The 16,094-nt window shown below is 53.8% G+C and carries 16 protein-coding genes and 1 tRNA gene; 7 read left to right on the top strand and 10 right to left on the bottom strand.

Features of this window, described 5'->3' with window-relative positions; all coding sequences use genetic code 11:
• Positions 1-4 precede the first annotated feature (4 nt).
• On the top strand, positions 5-529 hold the full coding sequence (locus ACOTX2_RS17920; RefSeq protein WP_022646598.1) for a lipocalin family protein: 525 nt from the start codon (positions 5-7) through the stop codon (positions 527-529).
• Between the two features lies 1 nt (position 530).
• Here the strand turns inward: ACOTX2_RS17920 and ACOTX2_RS17915 are convergent, their stop codons facing one another.
• The 6 genes from ACOTX2_RS17915 to ACOTX2_RS17890 are packed head-to-tail and all read right to left on the bottom strand — an operon-like array spanning position 531 to position 6,566.
• Positions 531-1,538, bottom strand: coding sequence for a fimbrial protein (locus ACOTX2_RS17915; RefSeq protein ID WP_063148184.1), 1,008 nt, complete (start codon positions 1,536-1,538; stop codon positions 531-533).
• The gene (locus ACOTX2_RS17910) at positions 1,538-2,056 is read right to left on the bottom strand and encodes a fimbrial protein (protein WP_063148183.1); all 519 of its coding nucleotides are present in this window, start codon (positions 2,054-2,056) and stop codon (positions 1,538-1,540) included. Before ACOTX2_RS17910 ends, ACOTX2_RS17915 begins: the two co-directional genes overlap by 1 nt.
• Complete coding sequence (locus ACOTX2_RS17905) at positions 2,047-4,572, bottom strand: fimbria/pilus outer membrane usher protein (protein WP_063148182.1); 2,526 nt, start codon at positions 4,570-4,572, stop codon at positions 2,047-2,049. The genes ACOTX2_RS17910 and ACOTX2_RS17905 overlap by 10 nt, the downstream gene beginning before the upstream one ends.
• A gap of 23 nt (positions 4,573-4,595) precedes the next feature.
• A complete protein-coding gene (locus tag ACOTX2_RS17900) occupies positions 4,596-5,273 on the bottom strand; it encodes a fimbrial biogenesis chaperone (RefSeq protein ID WP_022646602.1) in 678 nt (225 codons plus the stop codon).
• A gap of 53 nt (positions 5,274-5,326) precedes the next feature.
• Positions 5,327-5,911: a fimbrial protein gene (locus ACOTX2_RS17895; RefSeq protein ID WP_063148181.1), complete on the bottom strand. Its 585-nt coding sequence runs from the start codon at positions 5,909-5,911 to the stop codon at positions 5,327-5,329.
• Between the two features lie 52 nt (positions 5,912-5,963).
• Complete coding sequence (locus tag ACOTX2_RS17890) at positions 5,964-6,566, bottom strand: helix-turn-helix domain-containing protein (protein ID WP_063148180.1); 603 nt, start codon at positions 6,564-6,566, stop codon at positions 5,964-5,966.
• Positions 6,567-7,400: 834 nt separating this feature from the next.
• Between ACOTX2_RS17890 and ACOTX2_RS17885 the strand changes: the two genes are divergently transcribed.
• From ACOTX2_RS17885 to ACOTX2_RS17875, 3 genes are all read left to right on the top strand, one after another.
• A complete protein-coding gene (locus ACOTX2_RS17885; RefSeq protein ID WP_063148179.1) occupies positions 7,401-8,189 on the top strand; it encodes a winged helix-turn-helix domain-containing protein in 789 nt (262 codons plus the stop codon).
• A 1-nt stretch (position 8,190) separates the two neighbouring features.
• Entirely contained in the window at positions 8,191-8,670 is a 480-nt protein-coding gene (locus ACOTX2_RS17880) for a hypothetical protein (RefSeq protein WP_022646606.1), read from the top strand.
• A 242-nt stretch (positions 8,671-8,912) separates the two neighbouring features.
• The gene (locus ACOTX2_RS17875; RefSeq protein WP_032622044.1) at positions 8,913-9,794 is read left to right on the top strand and encodes a GlxA family transcriptional regulator; all 882 of its coding nucleotides are present in this window, start codon (positions 8,913-8,915) and stop codon (positions 9,792-9,794) included.
• Between the two features lie 64 nt (positions 9,795-9,858).
• Here ACOTX2_RS17875 and ACOTX2_RS17870 read toward each other — a convergent pair whose 3' ends face one another.
• Together ACOTX2_RS17870 and ACOTX2_RS17865 are read right to left on the bottom strand one after the other, a co-directional pair.
• Positions 9,859-10,158 (bottom strand): helix-turn-helix domain-containing protein, encoded by a 300-nt coding sequence (locus ACOTX2_RS17870; RefSeq protein ID WP_063148178.1) that lies wholly within the window; start codon positions 10,156-10,158, stop codon positions 9,859-9,861.
• 123 nt (positions 10,159-10,281) lie between these two features.
• On the bottom strand, positions 10,282-10,623 hold the full coding sequence (locus tag ACOTX2_RS17865; protein ID WP_022646609.1) for a SymE family type I addiction module toxin: 342 nt from the start codon (positions 10,621-10,623) through the stop codon (positions 10,282-10,284).
• Between the two features lie 136 nt (positions 10,624-10,759).
• Here ACOTX2_RS17865 and ACOTX2_RS17860 point away from each other — a divergent pair, with 136 nt between their 5' ends.
• Positions 10,760-10,939, top strand: coding sequence for a toxin-antitoxin system HicB family antitoxin (locus ACOTX2_RS17860; protein WP_071785192.1), 180 nt, complete (start codon positions 10,760-10,762; stop codon positions 10,937-10,939).
• Here the strand turns inward: ACOTX2_RS17860 and ACOTX2_RS17855 are convergent, their stop codons facing one another.
• Complete coding sequence (locus tag ACOTX2_RS17855) at positions 10,940-11,779, bottom strand: DUF2971 domain-containing protein (protein WP_032626610.1); 840 nt, start codon at positions 11,777-11,779, stop codon at positions 10,940-10,942.
• Between the two features lie 35 nt (positions 11,780-11,814).
• Positions 11,815-11,909 (bottom strand) — tRNA-Sec (locus ACOTX2_RS17850).
• A gap of 288 nt (positions 11,910-12,197) precedes the next feature.
• Here ACOTX2_RS17850 and ACOTX2_RS17845 point away from each other — a divergent pair.
• Both ACOTX2_RS17845 and yicI read left to right on the top strand, forming a co-directional pair.
• Entirely contained in the window at positions 12,198-13,589 is a 1,392-nt protein-coding gene (locus ACOTX2_RS17845; protein WP_015570055.1) for a glycoside-pentoside-hexuronide family transporter, read from the top strand.
• 12 nt (positions 13,590-13,601) lie between these two features.
• A complete protein-coding gene (yicI, locus tag ACOTX2_RS17840) occupies positions 13,602-15,920 on the top strand; it encodes an alpha-xylosidase (RefSeq protein WP_063148177.1) in 2,319 nt (772 codons plus the stop codon).
• The last annotated feature ends 174 nt before the right edge of the window (positions 15,921-16,094 follow it).

Genomic DNA, 16,094 nt, shown 5'->3' with positions numbered 1-16,094 from the left:
TCTCATGAGGCTATGGCCTGTCGTTACCGGTGTCGCCATTGCGCTGACGCTGGTTGCCTGTAAATCTCCCACGCCGCCGAAAGGCGTGCAGCCCATTACCGGCTTTGATGCCAGCCGCTATCTCGGCAAATGGTATGAAGTCGCCCGACTGGAAAATCGCTTCGAGCGCGGTCTGGAACAGGTGACCGCGACGTACGGCAAGCGCAGCGATGGCGGTATCAGCGTACTGAATCGTGGCTATGATCCGGTGAAGAACAAGTGGAATGAGAGCGAAGGAAAGGCGTACTTTACCGGCGAACCGACTACGGCTGCGCTGAAGGTATCGTTCTTCGGCCCGTTCTACGGCGGCTATAACGTGATCAAGCTGGACGATAAGTACCAGTACGCGCTGGTCAGCGGCCCGAACCGCGACTACCTGTGGATTTTATCGCGCACCCCGACCATTCCGGAGGCGGTAAAACAGGACTACCTGAATACCGCACGCGATCTGGGATTCCGGGTCGATCAGCTGGTGTGGGTTAAACACTGACCTACTGATACGAAAACGTAATGCTCGCCAGGGCGTTAGCCGAGCCGGGGACCAGCTCTCCGGTTCGGATGTACTGCGCCTGGAACGGCAGCGATAGCGTTTGTGCTGCGCTGGTGGTCTGGATGAAAAACTGTCCCGTCGTGCCTGCGGCCGAGCTGTCTGGCCCCATCATCAGCGGCCCGGTACCGTTATAGAAAAACTGCACGCCAATGCCGGAGGCCGTGGAGTCCCCGGTCAGCGTCACGACCGACGAGGTATTTGACGGCGTGGTCTGATCGGTCATTACTGCGTTAACCGCCACGTTCTCATCGCAGGTCAGGCTGACGTTAAACGCCTCCGATGGCGAGGTGCTGCCTACGCTGGGTAGCGTGTGAACATCAATGGTGCCCAGGTCGACGTTGGCGCTTTTCGTGCCTACCGTGCAGCCGCTTGCCGTCACCGTGATGGTGGTCGGGTTGATGATCACCTGCGCGGTTTTCACTTCGTTGTTATAGGCCGTCAGGATCGCCGCATTAATGGTGGGGGTCTGGTATACGCCGGATTTCAGCGGAACGCCGGTCTTGATAAACGTCACTTTTGCCGACCAGCCCAGTGTGGAGGCGTAACCGTTAGTCCCGTCGGCCGGATAACTCTGCGTAATGCCCGTCTGCATCGGGACATAGGTGGTGCCGTTATAATCTTTAAGCCCAAGAATGAAGCCGATGCCGGGCACGCCCGTTTCAAATACCATGTAACTGGCGCCATCAAGAATAACCGTGATGCCGGTGGCCGTTACGCTGCTGCTCGGCTCCAGCGTCCCTTTGGAGCAGGTAAATACCAGGCCGCACCAGAACACTTCCGAGACGCTCGCAGAGGCGCTCCATTCAGAGCCGATCGTCTTTCCAGGCACGATGGAGTCTGCCGGGCCGGACCACGACATGGGCGTGGGCGAAAGGGTGATATCCGATGTCCAGGAGAGGGCAAGCGCCTGAGAGGACATGAAAAACAGGCCTAAAAACAGTAAACGCATTATTGATACTCCGTCGTCCAGGTCGCCACTGCCGAAACGTCTCCGGCATTGACCGGCGCACCCGTGGCGGCCAGTCGCGCATAGAAGGTCATTTTTACGCTGTCATCCCCCGCCGCGCCGTAAGCAGCGGTTTGGGTGTCCAGCGGGATAAGTACGCTGTCTTTATCCAGTATCTGCACTGCCACGCCGGTCGCGCCGCCGTCAGCGACTTTCAGAAGCTGCGGGTTCTCGTCATCCGGCGTACCGCTGAAGCGGATTTTCACGCCAGCAAAGGTGGGGCCGCATGCTTCAAGGGTGAGCGTGAAGGGCGTTTTGATATTGCTGACCGCGCCCGCCTCGCTAAATTGCTTCACGCCGAGGGTGCCCAGCGGCACGTTTTGCTCCTTCGAATCTTCCGAGACAATACAGGTATTGCCGATCACGTTGCCGGTCACGGAAACCAGCACGTCATAGCCGCGTACGGGGACGGTGATGAACATCAGCAGGATCAGGGGGAGAAACCGGACGGTTACTGACATATGACCTCCTGGGAATACAGCCCGGTGCGGGCCTGATAATTTTTCGGGTTCAACGCATAGCGGATCGTGCAGCGCTGGGCGCTGTCGCGTCCCCATACGGCATGCAATGTTCCCTTCGCTGACAGGCCGGTCAGATACACGCTGCCGCCATCGCCGACGATACCGCTGGCGTTGTCATCCTCTGACGAGACCAGCGTGCCGAAGGGGAGCACGTCTTTAGCGTGACGCACGATAAACATCGCTTTTGCCCCCTGACGCGTGGTGAGGGTGGCGCGAACCAGTGCCCCGTCGGTGGGGATTTTATTGGCGATGGCGTTCTCAAGCTCCACGTCATTGCCCACGGTGGTGACATCCAGCGCAACCTGATTAACGCGATACGGCGTGGCGTACGGGATCACCGCATAGCCCCGGCTGTCGGTTTTGATGCCCTTGTGGTTGAGCACGGCGACATGGCTGGCGCCCGGGGCTTTCACCAGGATATTGGTGTTCCCGAGCGGCTGGCTCAGCGTCAGGCCATCCTCATGCAGCACCGCACCGCCGCTCATCCCGTAGCTGAGGTTGCGGGAGTCACCGGCGTAGCTGTAGCCCAGGTTATAGTCTCCCCACGCGCCCTCGTATTGCAGCGCGGCATCGCCGCCGTAGTGCTGCTGCGCGCTGTAGCGCTGGTTGACGCTATAGAAAAGATTCTCCTGTCCTGGCAGATAACCACTGACACCGGTACTCGCGGTGGTGCCAGCGGGATCCGCATGGGTAGCGGTAAAACGGAGGCGGGTCGACAGCGCCGGGTTACTCAGCGGCACCGACAGGGACAACGCAAGGATATTGTCTTTCTTGTTGTCGTACAGGCTAGAGCTACGCTGGGCGCTGATGCCAAGCGACAGATTACGAAACGTTGCGTTCCACGCGAACTGCAAACTTTGCGTGGTTTTTGACGTATTCCAGTAGGTTTGTTGATCCCAGGACAGCGACAGCGCGCCGTATTCGCCCATCGGCTGCGACAACAGCAGCTGATTTTTTGCTTTACGCGACATATGCAGGTTGTAAACCGTGTCGTAGTGAGTGGTGACGGTGCCATCGTCTTCCACGGTCTGTTCTGGCGCTCCGCCCGCCATGCCTTTGTAAGTGGTATCGCTGAGGGTATAAAACCCTGCCGTTGAGTAACGCAGCGAGAAGAAATTGACCCGCGTACCGATATCGTTCAGCAGCTTGCTGTACCGCAGGCGTACCGAATCCCCGGTGTAGTGCTGATTATCAGCCAGCTGGCTGCGGGCATGGGTAAGGTCGAGGGAGTAGGCGCCAAAGCGGCCGAGATTCTGCCCGATACCGAAGGCCAGGCCGTTGTAGCGATCGGAAAACTGCGCCCCGCCATAAAACGTGAGACCGTATCGCCAGCCCAGGAACAGCTCGCCCTGCGCGAAGGAGGGCGAGATCTGATTGCCCGCAGGGCGGTATTTCCCGGCCCCCAGAGCATATTTGACCTGACCGTTACGCACCAGATTCGGCACGCTGGCAAAGGGCAGGGTGTATTGCGTCTGGCTGCCGTCGCTCTCCTGAATGGTGACCGCGAGATCGCCGCCGGAAGAGGTCGGATAGAGATCTTTCAGCACAAACGCCCCCGGCGGAACGGAGGTTTGATAGATAACGTTACCGTTCTGGCGAACCGTCACCGTGGCATTGCTGCGCGCAATGCCGCGCACTTCAGGCGCGTAACCGCTCAGGCTGGCGGGCAACATATTGTCATCGGTCTTCAGGGCAATCCCACGCAGGCCAACGGCGTCAAACACCTGCGATGAGGTGAACGTTTCACCGGCATAAACCTGGGCACGCAGGGCGCGGATATCCCGCTGTAGCCAGGTCTGGACGTGGGTGAGCTCGTTACTCTCTTTGGTCCACGTGGTGAAATCACGCAGCCGCCATGCGCCCAGGTTGGCGCCGCTGTTCAGGCTCACAAACAGCTGTTGTTCCCGCGTGCGCGTCTCGCCCCGGTAGTCATTATTCGCGCCATTGACCACATAGTTCAGCCACGCGGCAGGGATGCCGGATTCCCAGCTCTCCGGGCTGACGTACCCGCGCGGCAGAGCGCGCATCGCGCTTTGCGGTACGGTGAAGTTGAGGGTAAGCGTCCTCTGGTCAAAATCAAACCGGGTATCGGCGAACGACCGGGTTAAAAAAATGCAGCGCTGCGCAGGCGACAGCTCACCCCCTTTCGCCTGACGGCTGTCGATGCCAAGTGCGGCGAATTGCGCAGGCGTAAGGCACGGCAGGGCTTCACCGGCGGTGTTTTCAGCGGCGCGAAACGTGACGTTACCTGTGAACGCGAACTGGGTGTTGATATACACGTTAAGATTGTACTCGCCCGGCGGCAACGCGCTCCCGGCGTTGACCCAGGCGAGGTCGGCGCTGTTTGCCTGTTCGCCGTTAAGAAACGCAGGATTAAAGTGCAGCTCGCTTTCGGCAGCCACGGCTTGCCGAATCACCAGGGCGATCGCCGTGGCGCACAGGATTTTAATTTTCATGTGGTCACGCCTTACTGTTTTTATTATTGGGACAATGACGTGCGGGTGACGGGCGTCCAGGCCCCATAATCGTTAATCGTCTGGTAGCTCATGCTGCTCGCATGGCTGAAGGTGTCTGCCAGCGTCACGCTGGCTTTCGGCGGCACCATGACGGGCGACACCGGCCTGCCATCAATTTTCAGGTTAATGGTGGTGAGGTAATACGGCGTTGGGTTGGTCAGCGTGACCTTGCCCGCGCGGTAGGCGCCTGCAAGGTTTTTCCATGCCTCTCCTGCGCCTTCCCGAAGCGACTCAGGGCGATAAAAGACCTTGATGCGGTTGGCAGAGGCGAATTGCAGCGAATTGCCGGAACCGTTTTTAACCTGCTGTGGGATAGCTTTGACCGTCATCCAGTACAGCGTTTCGCGATCGGCTGGCAGTGCGTTGCCGCTGAACATGATTTTCACCGCGCTTTCGCTGGCGGGCTTCATGACGTACAGCGGCGGCGTGATGACGAAGTCGTTGGTACGGCTCCCTTTCTCGTCTTCCATCCATGACTGGATCAGGAACGTGGCATCAGGGTGGGTATTTCTTACCTGCATCATCGTCTGCGTCGTCGCGCCTGCGTAGACCAGCCGCGTTGCACCCAACCCCACGCCGCCTGCATACACGGCGGATGAACATAACGTGCCAGCCAGACAAATCCATGTGTTTACGCGCATTGTGCGTCTCCTGAAAGCTGAGTCAGACCCGGCCAGCAGACCGGGCCTGAAGATTACGAATAGGTCACGGTGTAGGTTGCGACCGCGCTGGCATCACCCGCCGTGGCGTTGCCCAGTGGGGAGTAATATTTCGCGCTGAAGTTCAGGGTGTTCGCCCCCGCACGCAGGGGGATCGCTACTGCCGGCTCACCCAGCCTGACGACGTTGCCCTGTTCATCATAAAGACGGATAGCGACATGCTGCGCCGAGCCCGCGCCGCCGTTTACTCCCGCAGCCAGGCTATTCACATCGGTACTGTCCGGCGTACCGGTGAAGGTGATAGCCACGGTCGTTGCGGCAATGGGGTTATCTTCCGTGGACGCGGAGGTATCGGCGATTTCGCAATCCTCCAGCGTGATGGAGAAGGCTTTTGCGGTACTGGCTTCACTGCCTGCGGCAGCCAGCGTGGCGGTACGCACTTCACCCATGTCGACGTCGATATTCGCGCTACCGGCGCTGATGGCACAGGCGGAGGTCACCACTTTACCGCTAAAGTTAACCGTGCCGCCGCTGGTGGTGGTGGCCAGTGCTGAGCCCGCTGGCAGCAGGGCGGCAATGCTTAATGCCAGCAGAGATTGGCAAGTAAGGCGTGCTTTCATTTCATGGTTCCTTGGTTTTTTTATTACGAGATTTGCTCTGAAAGCGGCAGGTCTAACTGGTTAAAAAGACCAGCAAATCTGTCTTATTCCTGAGCCCGAGTTTTCTTATCGCTGAGCTTTTTAAAGCGCTCACGCGGCGATAAGAAAGTTTCTCCAGTTCTGCGATGTAACGTATATCTAGTCCGTTCCTGAGTTTCTTTAATACCCTCCTTTCTCCAGGCGTCAGCGATAACGCCGCTGGCTGCTTTTGGGGCCGATAATGGCTATCGACCATTTTTGCTAGCTTTATCCGCCACTGATAAACCGTGTTCTGTAGCGAGATATAGGCATCAATATCTTCCCTGGCCCATAACAGGGAATGGGCATAGGTTGAATACAGGCAGATAATCACCTCTGGATGCGTGGCTTTGATTTTTTTTAAATATTTCAGTGAGCCATACCCTGTATGGTATTTCTCTGCGCCGGATATAAATAAGATATCGATACGAATCGACGACAGCGCCTTATCCAGTTCCTGATAACCTCCTTCTATGATAATGATGTGAAGGTCGTCGCGGATGCTGCGTAATAACGTTTTAATGCCGTTTCTTGCATAATGATCGCCGCCCATCAATGCAACAGTAATATGCTGTGTTATTTGGTTATTGTTCGTCATGTTATTCCTCGATTTATAATAGTAATCAGGCGAATTATTTATAAGGGTATCGCCAGTATTCTCGAAGCAATGACGTATTGCATAGTGTAGGCCTACTATACGTCGGCCAATAAAGAGGTAATCTGAATTAATCTAAAATTGTATTAATTACTAAGATCGAGACCGGTTACGACGCTTCCCTCTGATTGGTCTTATTCCGCTTCGCTTTCTGTAAATTATGATAGCCGCTATTTTTAATGAAAATTTAGCTTTGATAAATGTTTTGTAAGGAGTTTGTCGTCTGGTGTCAGTGCGGGTGTGAAGTTGCTGACGGGGAATAACAATTTACGAATGTTATCATCGATAAAAACTGATAGAGAGGTGGCTGAAAAGCATACAAAAACCATATAACTTATTGATATTGGTCGGGTTGAGAAAACTTAAGGCTTAAGAGTACTGAATATTTCAGACACGCATGTCCGTGGCGTACAATGTTTTTTTATGTAGATATTTGTCAATGTCAAGAGGCGAGGAGTGCGCCAAAAGGAGAGGCTCTTATAAAAGAGATGCTGTCGATAGTCAGATACTTCTGTGGAGCGGAAATTCACTTCACAAAACATCATAATGAGGATGATCGCGGATGAAGCGGCTCTGCAAGCCGCATTCTACAAGGGTTGAGTTCTTATGCAGGTTCAGTGAAGTTTAAGGGATGAAATATAAATTAAGATTTTTCGCCAATGGCGAAGATATACAGCATGCCGTTAATCAGTCACATTAATCCCGACGCGAATGTCATCACATACATGCGGTGACTCAGGTTCAACATCTGTTAACCGGAGAATTCATACTGCCCCTATGCATAAGCATTACATTATAAATAATATCGTCGAATTTCATCCTGCAGCCAGCACGTTACGTGATATCAACAATCCTGACCGTGTGGTTGTGTTAAATTCGCCAGCAGGCCGATGCCTGTTGTTATTAATCGACAGAGCGGGGTCGATTGTCACTCAGCAAGAGTTCCTTGATATTGTCTGGCAAAGCCGCGGCATGCTTGTCTCCTCCAATACCTATTACCAGAACATCTCAATTCTGCGCAAAGGGCTCAAAAAGATTGGTTTTGAAACTGACCCTATCGTTACCATTCCCCGTATTGGGCTGACGCTGGCAAGCGACACGCAAATAACCGTCAGAGAGCCTTCGCCTGTCGCGCCTCAACCCGCAGAGGGACAATGTGAGGAGGTGCCAGCGATCGAGGAGGTCTCTGCATCCTCCGCGCCAGCAGCGCCCGTTGCCAGGAAGTCCACGCGCTGGCTGGCTGTCGTCATGGGGCTGTTGATCATCCTGGCCGTGGGAGGCGTGACGGGATATATGAACGCCAGGGAAAACCGTTTTGTTGAGGATTACCGTTTTGCGGCATCCGTCGGGGCCTGTCGCGTTTATCTTGCGAACGACATTCAGACTCACGCTGAACGCGCTTCCGCGCTGACCTATGTAGAACAATTCAAGGCTGAATGCGCGCAATATCCCTGGGTTTACATCAGCTGGTACGCCCTGCTTCCTCGTGCGTCGGTTATTCGCTGCGACCGGCCAATGAAAGAACCGAACCGCTGTATATCTGATTATTTCCTGAAGGATAGCTAGCATGACTCGTTTTCGGCAGATGCTGTATGTCATCGTGACGGGCCTCGTCACGGCAGGCGTGCTGACGGGCTATTACCTGTGGCACCGATCTTACGTTCAGCCTTTTTCATGCCAGGCTAATCTGGTACAGCACCATCCGGATGAGACGCTGACGGTCTGGCTGAATTACACCTTCGACGGGAAATTCGGCACCCTGAGCATGAATGGCCGGGCAAAGAGCGATCCGGGTAAAACCATTGACAGGAAAATTTCCTTTCGGGTGGAGAGAAAAGATCGCCTCTATTTGCTGACGTCAGAAAAAAATATGACTTTCCCGGACGATAATGTCGAAGACAGCTGGCTGGAAAAATATGAACCGCAATTTTTTGTCTATCCGGGCAAGAGTATTTATATGCGTATCAATGAACAACATAATGGTAACTATATCTTTACCTTAGGAACATTACCGACATATGTGTGTCGTGGTTCAAAAAAAGAATGATGTAAACGAGAAAAGCATTATATTTTCCTCCCGTCTCATTTATGCTTGATTTAAAATATCAGGATTATCTTAGAAATATAAAGTGCGACAGATCATGTTGCGATAATGTAATTAATTTTAAATTTGGCAAGTAAATGAAAAGTGTATTTGACTCCTCCGATGGGGGGAAATCAGTACCGGAAAAGTGTCTGCATATTGGGTTGATATTATGGCCCCGTTATTCACTTCTGGCGGTATCTGGATTGCTGGAAGCGCTGCGTTATGCAGCGAAAGCGCAGGATAAATTAGCATTTAAAATCAGCCTGATAAGTGAATTTCCTGATATCCCGATTATCAGCAATGCGGGGATTATCATGAGGCCGGATTCTCCCCATGGGCCGCCGGACAGTTTTAACTACCTTGCTGTTATCGGCGGTGAATTGCAGTATCTGGACTTAGGGTATCAGGGGGATAAAGCGTATCTGGCACATGCCCACCATGCCGGGGTTCCGCTCATTGGCATTGGCACCGGCAGTTTTGTCCTCGCACAGGAAGGATTGCTGAATGAACGACGAGCGTCCATCCATCCTTTCCACCTTGATGCATTTCGGCAGGCTTTCCCGCTGGTTTATGCTGAGCAAGGGTATGATTTCATCGACGATGGCGATGTGCTGACCTGCCCGGGCGGTATTTCCACCCTGACGCTGGCAACTGAGCTTATCCGCGCCCATGCCGGGGATGATATCGCCAGCACCACCTGTCAGCGTTTGTCGCTCGTTCCGCATGAAATTGCCACCCCACGTCCGGCGAATTTTGCGCTTATCCCTGACTCGCGGTTGCGCCGCGCCGTCATGCTGATAGAACAGTTCCTGACCCGGCCGCTCACTACCGCCGGGCTTGCGCGAGAAGTGGCATTGAGTGAACGCCAGCTCAACCGTCTGTTCCACGCAGAATTCGGCAAAACGGCCCGCGAATTTATCCGCAGCGCCAGACTGCGCTATGCTTGCTGGCTGCTGAAGAACTCGCAGCAAAGCGTGACGGATATTGCGCAGCGGATGGGATTCAGCGACTGCGCGCACTTTATTCGTCATTTTCAGACGGAGTACGGTTGTACGCCTGGGGTGTGGCGCACGTCGCAGAATTAATTTTCTGAGGTGGATGTAAAATGCGGCTTATATAGTTGCGCCATCAACTACAGATACAATCGCGCTAGAGATGAAACGCAACCTGCTTGCCAGTGGGTAGTTCCACGTTAATGCTAAGTTTTCCGCCCATCGCTTCGATGTAACGCTTAAGCGTAGCAATCTTCAGATCGTTTCCACGCTGCTCCAGCTGTGTTACCGCAGGCTGACTTACGCCCATAAGATCGGCGACATGTTTTTGCGAGAGCTGGAGCTCTTCACGCAGAAGTTGCAGGCCGGTTTCGAGGAACATTTCCTCTGCCATCTCCTGAATGCGCTGTTGGCTTTCCGGTGAGCGTGACGCAATCACTTCATTTAAGATTTTCACTTGGCTGCCTCGCTGGCAGTTGTTCGATAAAACCGAACAACTGCATTTTCGACCCGTTAACCCTTATCAGAAATACTTCATAAGGGTAATGTCTGTAAGCTCGTAGTATGCCAGAAATAGTCGCTACGCCAGGTGGTTTGTATTTGATTTTGCGAGGCGCTTTCCAGCATGCGGAATTTGGATCGCTGCAAGCGCGTTCTCTATCTCAATAAGCTTCGCCTTCGTCCGTTTATAATCATCCTGCAACCGCTGCTCCTGCTCGTTATACGCCACCAGAACGATGCATCCTTTCATGACCTTTACCGTGACCTGCTGTCCGGTATCAAACCCCGCTGCGCGCAACCACTTACCGGAAAGGATGATTTTCGGCGTGGATTTGTCGTAAACATTTGGGCGGTATCCCACAATTAACGAACGCTCGGTTCCGGATTGGTCGGTGTCTGGGGTAGAATGCGAATCAGCCATAATCAACTCCTTGATAGTTGGTGAGGTTAGCTCTCGTCCGGTATTGCGAGTACCTGGCGAGGGCGTTTCAATTTGAGGTTTTCGTATGATAAGGTACGTACCTCAATGAAGATATCTTGCTCTTGTAGGTACGTACATGTCAACAGCTAAACGCGACCCTAATCAGTCAAAATCTGGAAAAGCACCAACTTTTCAGATTCGTATTACGCCGGAGTTGAAGGCGCAGTTTGAGGCTGCGGCGAAGGCTGAAGGGATGAGTTTGGGGAATTGGTTAAAAAATTTAGGTCGAAATGAATTAAATAGATTAAAAAAGTAGTTATAACGGGTCTAATACAATCTCAAATCTTGAATTTGATTTTTTAGCCTGTATAAAACTGATATGTTCATAGTCGGTTCGTGAACTTATTAACCTGAACATTTTAGTTTTAAAATGTTCTGAGGTATTGCAACCAAAAATTATCGTTTTGATAGCATCGGATGGTAGTTCATAGAGATCAAATTCTTTTTCACATACATTAATTGTTTTACTAGAATTGGCCTGTGGTAACAACATTCGCCATTCATGTTCATATTCCCAGTCTTTGCTTTTTATTAGGAAATGATTTATTTGATCGTCTGAGAATGGATCCAAGAATGGATATTCTTTCTGATATATAACTTTTCGTAAATAACCAAATTCACCTTTTTGGCCGCGACGTTGTGAGAAAAATGGATGATTGATATCAAACTCAATGATAAACCCACTGTGGGCCTGTGCGTAGTGTCCCCACATCAAAATATTCGTAGGGGTTTCTGTTAATGATAGAATTCTCGTTATTCCTATCAACTTTGAGTTAAAACTTTGCATTGTAGTATCTGCTGCTCTTATTATATTTTCTTTTTCTTTTTTATACATCGAGAGCATTGTTTTTTTTGCATCTTTAAGTATATTGCTAACAATTTCTTTAGGCAGTTTTTCAATCTGATTTAATAATTCAGCTGGAAATTCTTTGAGAAGGTCTACAGTGCTTAACGAATCGTATAAATTGGATTCAAAGCTACTAAAGTTAAAAGAAGTATTGAATTCAAATGGGTCGTTAAAATTTAAAGGGTTATTAAAACATATTAAGTTATTTTCAAGTATATCGATTCTTTCTGAGGGAAGATATTTATACATGTTATTAACTCTGAAAGTAGATTTAGCTGTATTTTTGGCGGAAGATCACAGGAGTCGAACCTGCCCGGGAACGCTGGCGTCCCCAACTGGATTTGAAGTCCAGCCACCTCACCGGAGATGACGATCTTCCGCGCCTGCATTGCTACATGGAGGCGGGGCGCATTATAGCTACTTTCAGGCATTTACCACATACCCCACACCACTTTTTTCACCTCTCTTTTGACCTTAACCCCCCTGTTTCAGCTAATTCTTAAGAAAATCCTCAGGTTAGCATTTCGTGCTCACCAACTTTTATCCCGATCACAAAAAACAAGAAACGTAATCTCTTAACCAGAAAACGCAATACCCGCTCCTGAAACAATGGTTTAAAACCAATGCAACCGGTCTCAGCGCCCCCTACAGCGTGAAGGATAAAAATATGAGCGAAGTACTGTCAGTAAAAGAGAAGATTGGCTACGGCATGGGAGACGCCGCCAGCCATATCATTTTTGATAACGTCATGCTTTATATGATGTTTTTCTACACCGATATTTTTGGTATTCCCGCCGGGTTTGTCGGCACCATGTTCCTGCTGGCCCGCGCGCTGGATGCGATCTCCGACCCGTGCATGGGGCTGATTGCCGACCGCACCCGCAGCCGCTGGGGCAAGTTCCGCCCGTGGATTTTGTTCGGCGCGATCCCGTTCGGCATCGTCTGCGTGCTGGCGTATACCACGCCGGACCTCAGCCTCAACGGTAAAATGGTTTACGCCGCCATCACCTACACCCTGCTGACCCTGCTCTATACCGTGGTCAACATCCCGTACTGCGCGCTGGGCGGCGTGATCACCAACGACCCGACGCAGCGTATCTCCCTCCAGTCCTGGCGCTTTGTGCTGGCGACGGCGGGCGGCATGCTCTCTACGGTGCTGATGATGCCGCTGGTGAACCTGATTGGCGGCGACGATAAGGCATTCGGCTTCCAGGGCGGGATCGCCGTGCTGTCGGTGGTCGCGTTCCTGATGCTGGCGTTCTGCTTCTTCACCACCAAAGAGCGCATCCAGGTGCCGCCGAGCACCACCTCCATGCGTGAAGATCTGCGTGATATCTGGCAAAACGACCAGTGGCGCATCGTCGGCGTGCTGACCATCCTCAACATTCTCGCCGTTTGCGTGCGCGGCGGCGCGATGATGTATTACTGCACCTGGATCATGGGCTCGCCGGAGGTGTTCGTCGCGTTCCTGACCACCTACTGCGTCGGCAACCTGATTGGCTCGGCGCTGGCGAAACCGCTCACCGACTGGAAGTGCAAGGTCAGCATCTTCTGGTGGACCAACGCCGCGCTGGCGGTGGTCAGCGTGGCGATGTTCTTCGTGCCGATGCATGCCACCGTGCTGATGTTCGGCTTCATCTTCGTTATCGGCGTGCTGCACCAACTGGTGACGCCGATTCAGTGGGTAATGATGTCCGATACCGTCGACTACGGCGAATGGACCAACGGCAAACGTCTGACCGGCATCAGCTTTGCAGGCACGCTGTTCGTGCTGAAGCTCGGCCTGGCGCTGGGCGGGGCGATGATCGGATGGATGCTGGCAGGCGGCGGCTACGACGCGGCAGCCAAAACCCAGAACAGCGCGACCATCAGCATCATTATCGGTCTGTTTACGCTGGCTCCGGCGATCTGCTACGTGCTGAGCGCCATTATCGCCAAACGCTACTACACGCTGAAAACCCCCTTCCTGACCAAAATCCTGCGCGAGCTGGCGCAGGGTGCGCGCCGCAATCAGCAGGAGTTTGAAAACCTGCCGGTCAGCAAAGAATTGCAGAACTAAGAGGACGAAAGCATGAAAATCAGTGATGGAAACTGGCTTATTCAACCGGGCCTGAACGTGACGTATCCGGTTCAGGTGTTCGACGTGGAGCAGCAGGGCAATGACCTGGTGGTGTATGTGGCGCCGCGTGACGTGCGCGAACGCACCTGGCAGCTCGACACGTTGATGTTCACGGTGCGCCTGTTTGCCCCGCAGGAAGGGATTGTCGGGGTACGCATCGAGCACTTCCAGGGCGCGCTGAATAAAGGCCCGCACTATCCTCTGAACGTTCTGAAAGACGTGAAGGTAGAGATTGAAAACAACGCCGAGTTTGCCGAGCTGAAAAGCGGCAGCGCCAGCGTGCGCGTCACCAAAGGCGAGTTCTGGGCGCTGGATTTCCTGCGCAACGGCCAGCGCATTACCGGCAGCCAGCTGAAAAACAACGGCTACGTGCAGGATACCAACACCGATCGCAACTATGTGTTTGAACGTCTGGATCTGGGCGTGGGGGAAACTGTGTATGGCCTGGGCGAGCGCTTTACCGCCCTGGTGCGCAACGGTCAGACGGTCGAAACCTGGAACCGCGACGGCGGCACCAGCACCGAGCAGTCCTACAAAAACATCCCGTTCTACCTGACCAACCGTGGTTATGGCGTGCTGGTGAATCACCCGGAAAATGTCTCGTTTGAAGTCGGCTCCGAGAAAGTGTCCAAAGTGCAGTTCAGCGTGGAAGGGGAGTATCTGGAGTACTTCGTGATCGACGGCCCGACGCCAAAAGAGGTATTAAACCGCTATACGCAGTTCACCGGGCGTCCGGCGCTGCCGCCGGCGTGGTCGTTCGGCCTGTGGCTGACCACCTCCTTCACCACTAACTACGACGAAGCGACGGTCAACAGCTTTATCGACGGCATGGCCGAGCGCGACCTGCCGCTGCACGTGTTCCACTTCGACTGCTTCTGGATGAAGGCCTTCCAGTGGTGCGACTTCGAGTGGGACCCGGTGACCTTCCCGGATCCGGAAGGGATGATCCGCCGCCTGAAAGAGAAAGGGCTGAAGGTCTGCGTGTGGATCAACCCGTACATCGGCCAGAAATCGCCGATCTTCCGGGAGCTGAAAGAGAAGGGCTACCTGCTGAAGCGCCCGGACGGAACCCTGTGGCAGTGGGACAAATGGCAGCCGGGGCTGGCGATCTACGACTTCACCAACCCGGACGCGTGCCGGTGGTACGCCGACAAGCTGAAAGGCCTGGTGGAGATCGGCGTCGACTGCTTCAAGACCGACTTCGGCGAGCGTATCCCGACGGACGTCCAGTGGTTTGACGGTTCCGATCCGCAGAAGATGCACAACCATTACGCCTACATCTACAACGAACTGGTGTGGAACGTGCTGAAAGAGACGGTGGGAGAAGAAGAGGCGGTGCTGTTTGCCCGTTCTGCCTCCGTGGGTGCGCAACAGTTCCCGGTGCATTGGGGCGGCGACTGCTACGCCAACTATGAATCGATGGCGGAAAGCCTGCGCGGCGGGCTGTCGATTGGCCTGTCCGGCTTCGGATTCTGGAGCCACGATATCGGCGGGTTCGAAAACACCGCTCCGGCGCACGTCTACAAACGCTGGTGCGCGTTCGGGCTGTTCTCCAGCCACAGCCGCCTGCACGGCAGCAAATCCTACCGCGTGCCGTGGGCGTACGATGATGAGTCCTGCGACGTGGTGCGCCACTTCACCCAGCTGAAATGCCAGCTGATGCCGTACCTGTATCGTCAGGCAGCGCTGGCCCACGAGTTCGGCACGCCGATGCTGCGGGCGATGATGCTGGAGTTCCCGGACGATCCGGCGTGCGATTACCTCGACCGCCAGTACATGCTGGGGGATTCGATGATGGTGGCGCCGGTGTTCTCCGAGGCGGGCGACGTGCAGTTCTGGCTGCCGGAAGGGCGCTGGACGCACCTGTGGCACAACGATGAAATCGAGGGCAGCCGCTGGCATAAGCAGCAGCACGATTTCCAGAGCCTGCCGGTCTATGTGCGCGACAACACGCTGCTGGCGCTCGGCAATAATAACCAGAAGCCGGACTATGCGTGGCACGAGGGGACAACCTTCCAGCTCTTCAACCTGAGCGATGGCGCAACGGCGGTAAGCGAAGTGCCTGCGGCGGACGGTTCTGTGGTGTTTACGCTGAAGGCGTCACGTCAGGGCGACGTCGTGACCTTTACGGGTACAGGCGAGGCGCGTAACTGGTCCGTCTGCTTGCGCAACGTGCAAAAGGTTGGCGGCGTGAAAGGCGGTTCATATGCGGGCAGCGAGTGGGGTGTGGTGGTGAAAGCCGAGGGGGATGAGGTGGTGATCCACCTCTGAGCTGGAAAAATGCCCGGTGGCGCTTCGCTTACCGGGCCTACGGTAATTATGCGGTCTGATGCCCTCACCCACGGGGCTGAGGGATCCCCAGTAATTTTTTTATGCAGAAGCAATAAAGTTGCTTTCTAAATGACTGAGGGCTGTCAGCGATGCCCTGGTCCGGCTGTAAATCGC

This window comes from Enterobacter cloacae complex sp. IR5412, from assembly GCF_049237385.1.
In the GTDB taxonomy this organism is placed as follows: domain Bacteria; phylum Pseudomonadota; class Gammaproteobacteria; order Enterobacterales; family Enterobacteriaceae; genus Enterobacter; species Enterobacter intestinihominis.
Note: the sequence above shows the minus strand (reverse complement) of the source record. Positions and strands in the feature narration are given on the sequence as shown.

Excerpts from the sequence above, each read along its gene's own strand:
- ACOTX2_RS17920 (WP_022646598.1), top strand. The coding sequence starts at position 5 with ATGAGGCTATGGCCTGTCGTTACCGGTGTCGCCATTGCGCTGACGCTG.
- ACOTX2_RS17915 (WP_063148184.1), bottom strand. The coding sequence starts at position 1,538 with ATGCGTTTACTGTTTTTAGGCCTGTTTTTCATGTCCTCTCAGGCGCTT.
- ACOTX2_RS17910 (WP_063148183.1), bottom strand. The coding sequence starts at position 2,056 with ATGTCAGTAACCGTCCGGTTTCTCCCCCTGATCCTGCTGATGTTCATC.
- ACOTX2_RS17905 (WP_063148182.1), bottom strand. The coding sequence starts at position 4,572 with ATGAAAATTAAAATCCTGTGCGCCACGGCGATCGCCCTGGTGATTCGG.
- ACOTX2_RS17900 (WP_022646602.1), bottom strand. The coding sequence starts at position 5,273 with ATGCGCGTAAACACATGGATTTGTCTGGCTGGCACGTTATGTTCATCC.
- ACOTX2_RS17895 (WP_063148181.1), bottom strand. The coding sequence starts at position 5,911 with ATGAAAGCACGCCTTACTTGCCAATCTCTGCTGGCATTAAGCATTGCC.
- ACOTX2_RS17890 (WP_063148180.1), bottom strand. The coding sequence starts at position 6,566 with ATGACGAACAATAACCAAATAACACAGCATATTACTGTTGCATTGATG.
- ACOTX2_RS17885 (WP_063148179.1), top strand. The coding sequence starts at position 7,401 with ATGCATAAGCATTACATTATAAATAATATCGTCGAATTTCATCCTGCA.
- ACOTX2_RS17880 (WP_022646606.1), top strand. The coding sequence starts at position 8,191 with ATGACTCGTTTTCGGCAGATGCTGTATGTCATCGTGACGGGCCTCGTC.
- ACOTX2_RS17865 (WP_022646609.1), bottom strand. The coding sequence starts at position 10,623 with ATGGCTGATTCGCATTCTACCCCAGACACCGACCAATCCGGAACCGAG.
- ACOTX2_RS17860 (WP_071785192.1), top strand. The coding sequence starts at position 10,760 with ATGTCAACAGCTAAACGCGACCCTAATCAGTCAAAATCTGGAAAAGCA.
- ACOTX2_RS17855 (WP_032626610.1), bottom strand. The coding sequence starts at position 11,779 with ATGTATAAATATCTTCCCTCAGAAAGAATCGATATACTTGAAAATAAC.
- ACOTX2_RS17845 (WP_015570055.1), top strand. The coding sequence starts at position 12,198 with ATGAGCGAAGTACTGTCAGTAAAAGAGAAGATTGGCTACGGCATGGGA.
- yicI (WP_063148177.1), top strand. The coding sequence starts at position 13,602 with ATGAAAATCAGTGATGGAAACTGGCTTATTCAACCGGGCCTGAACGTG.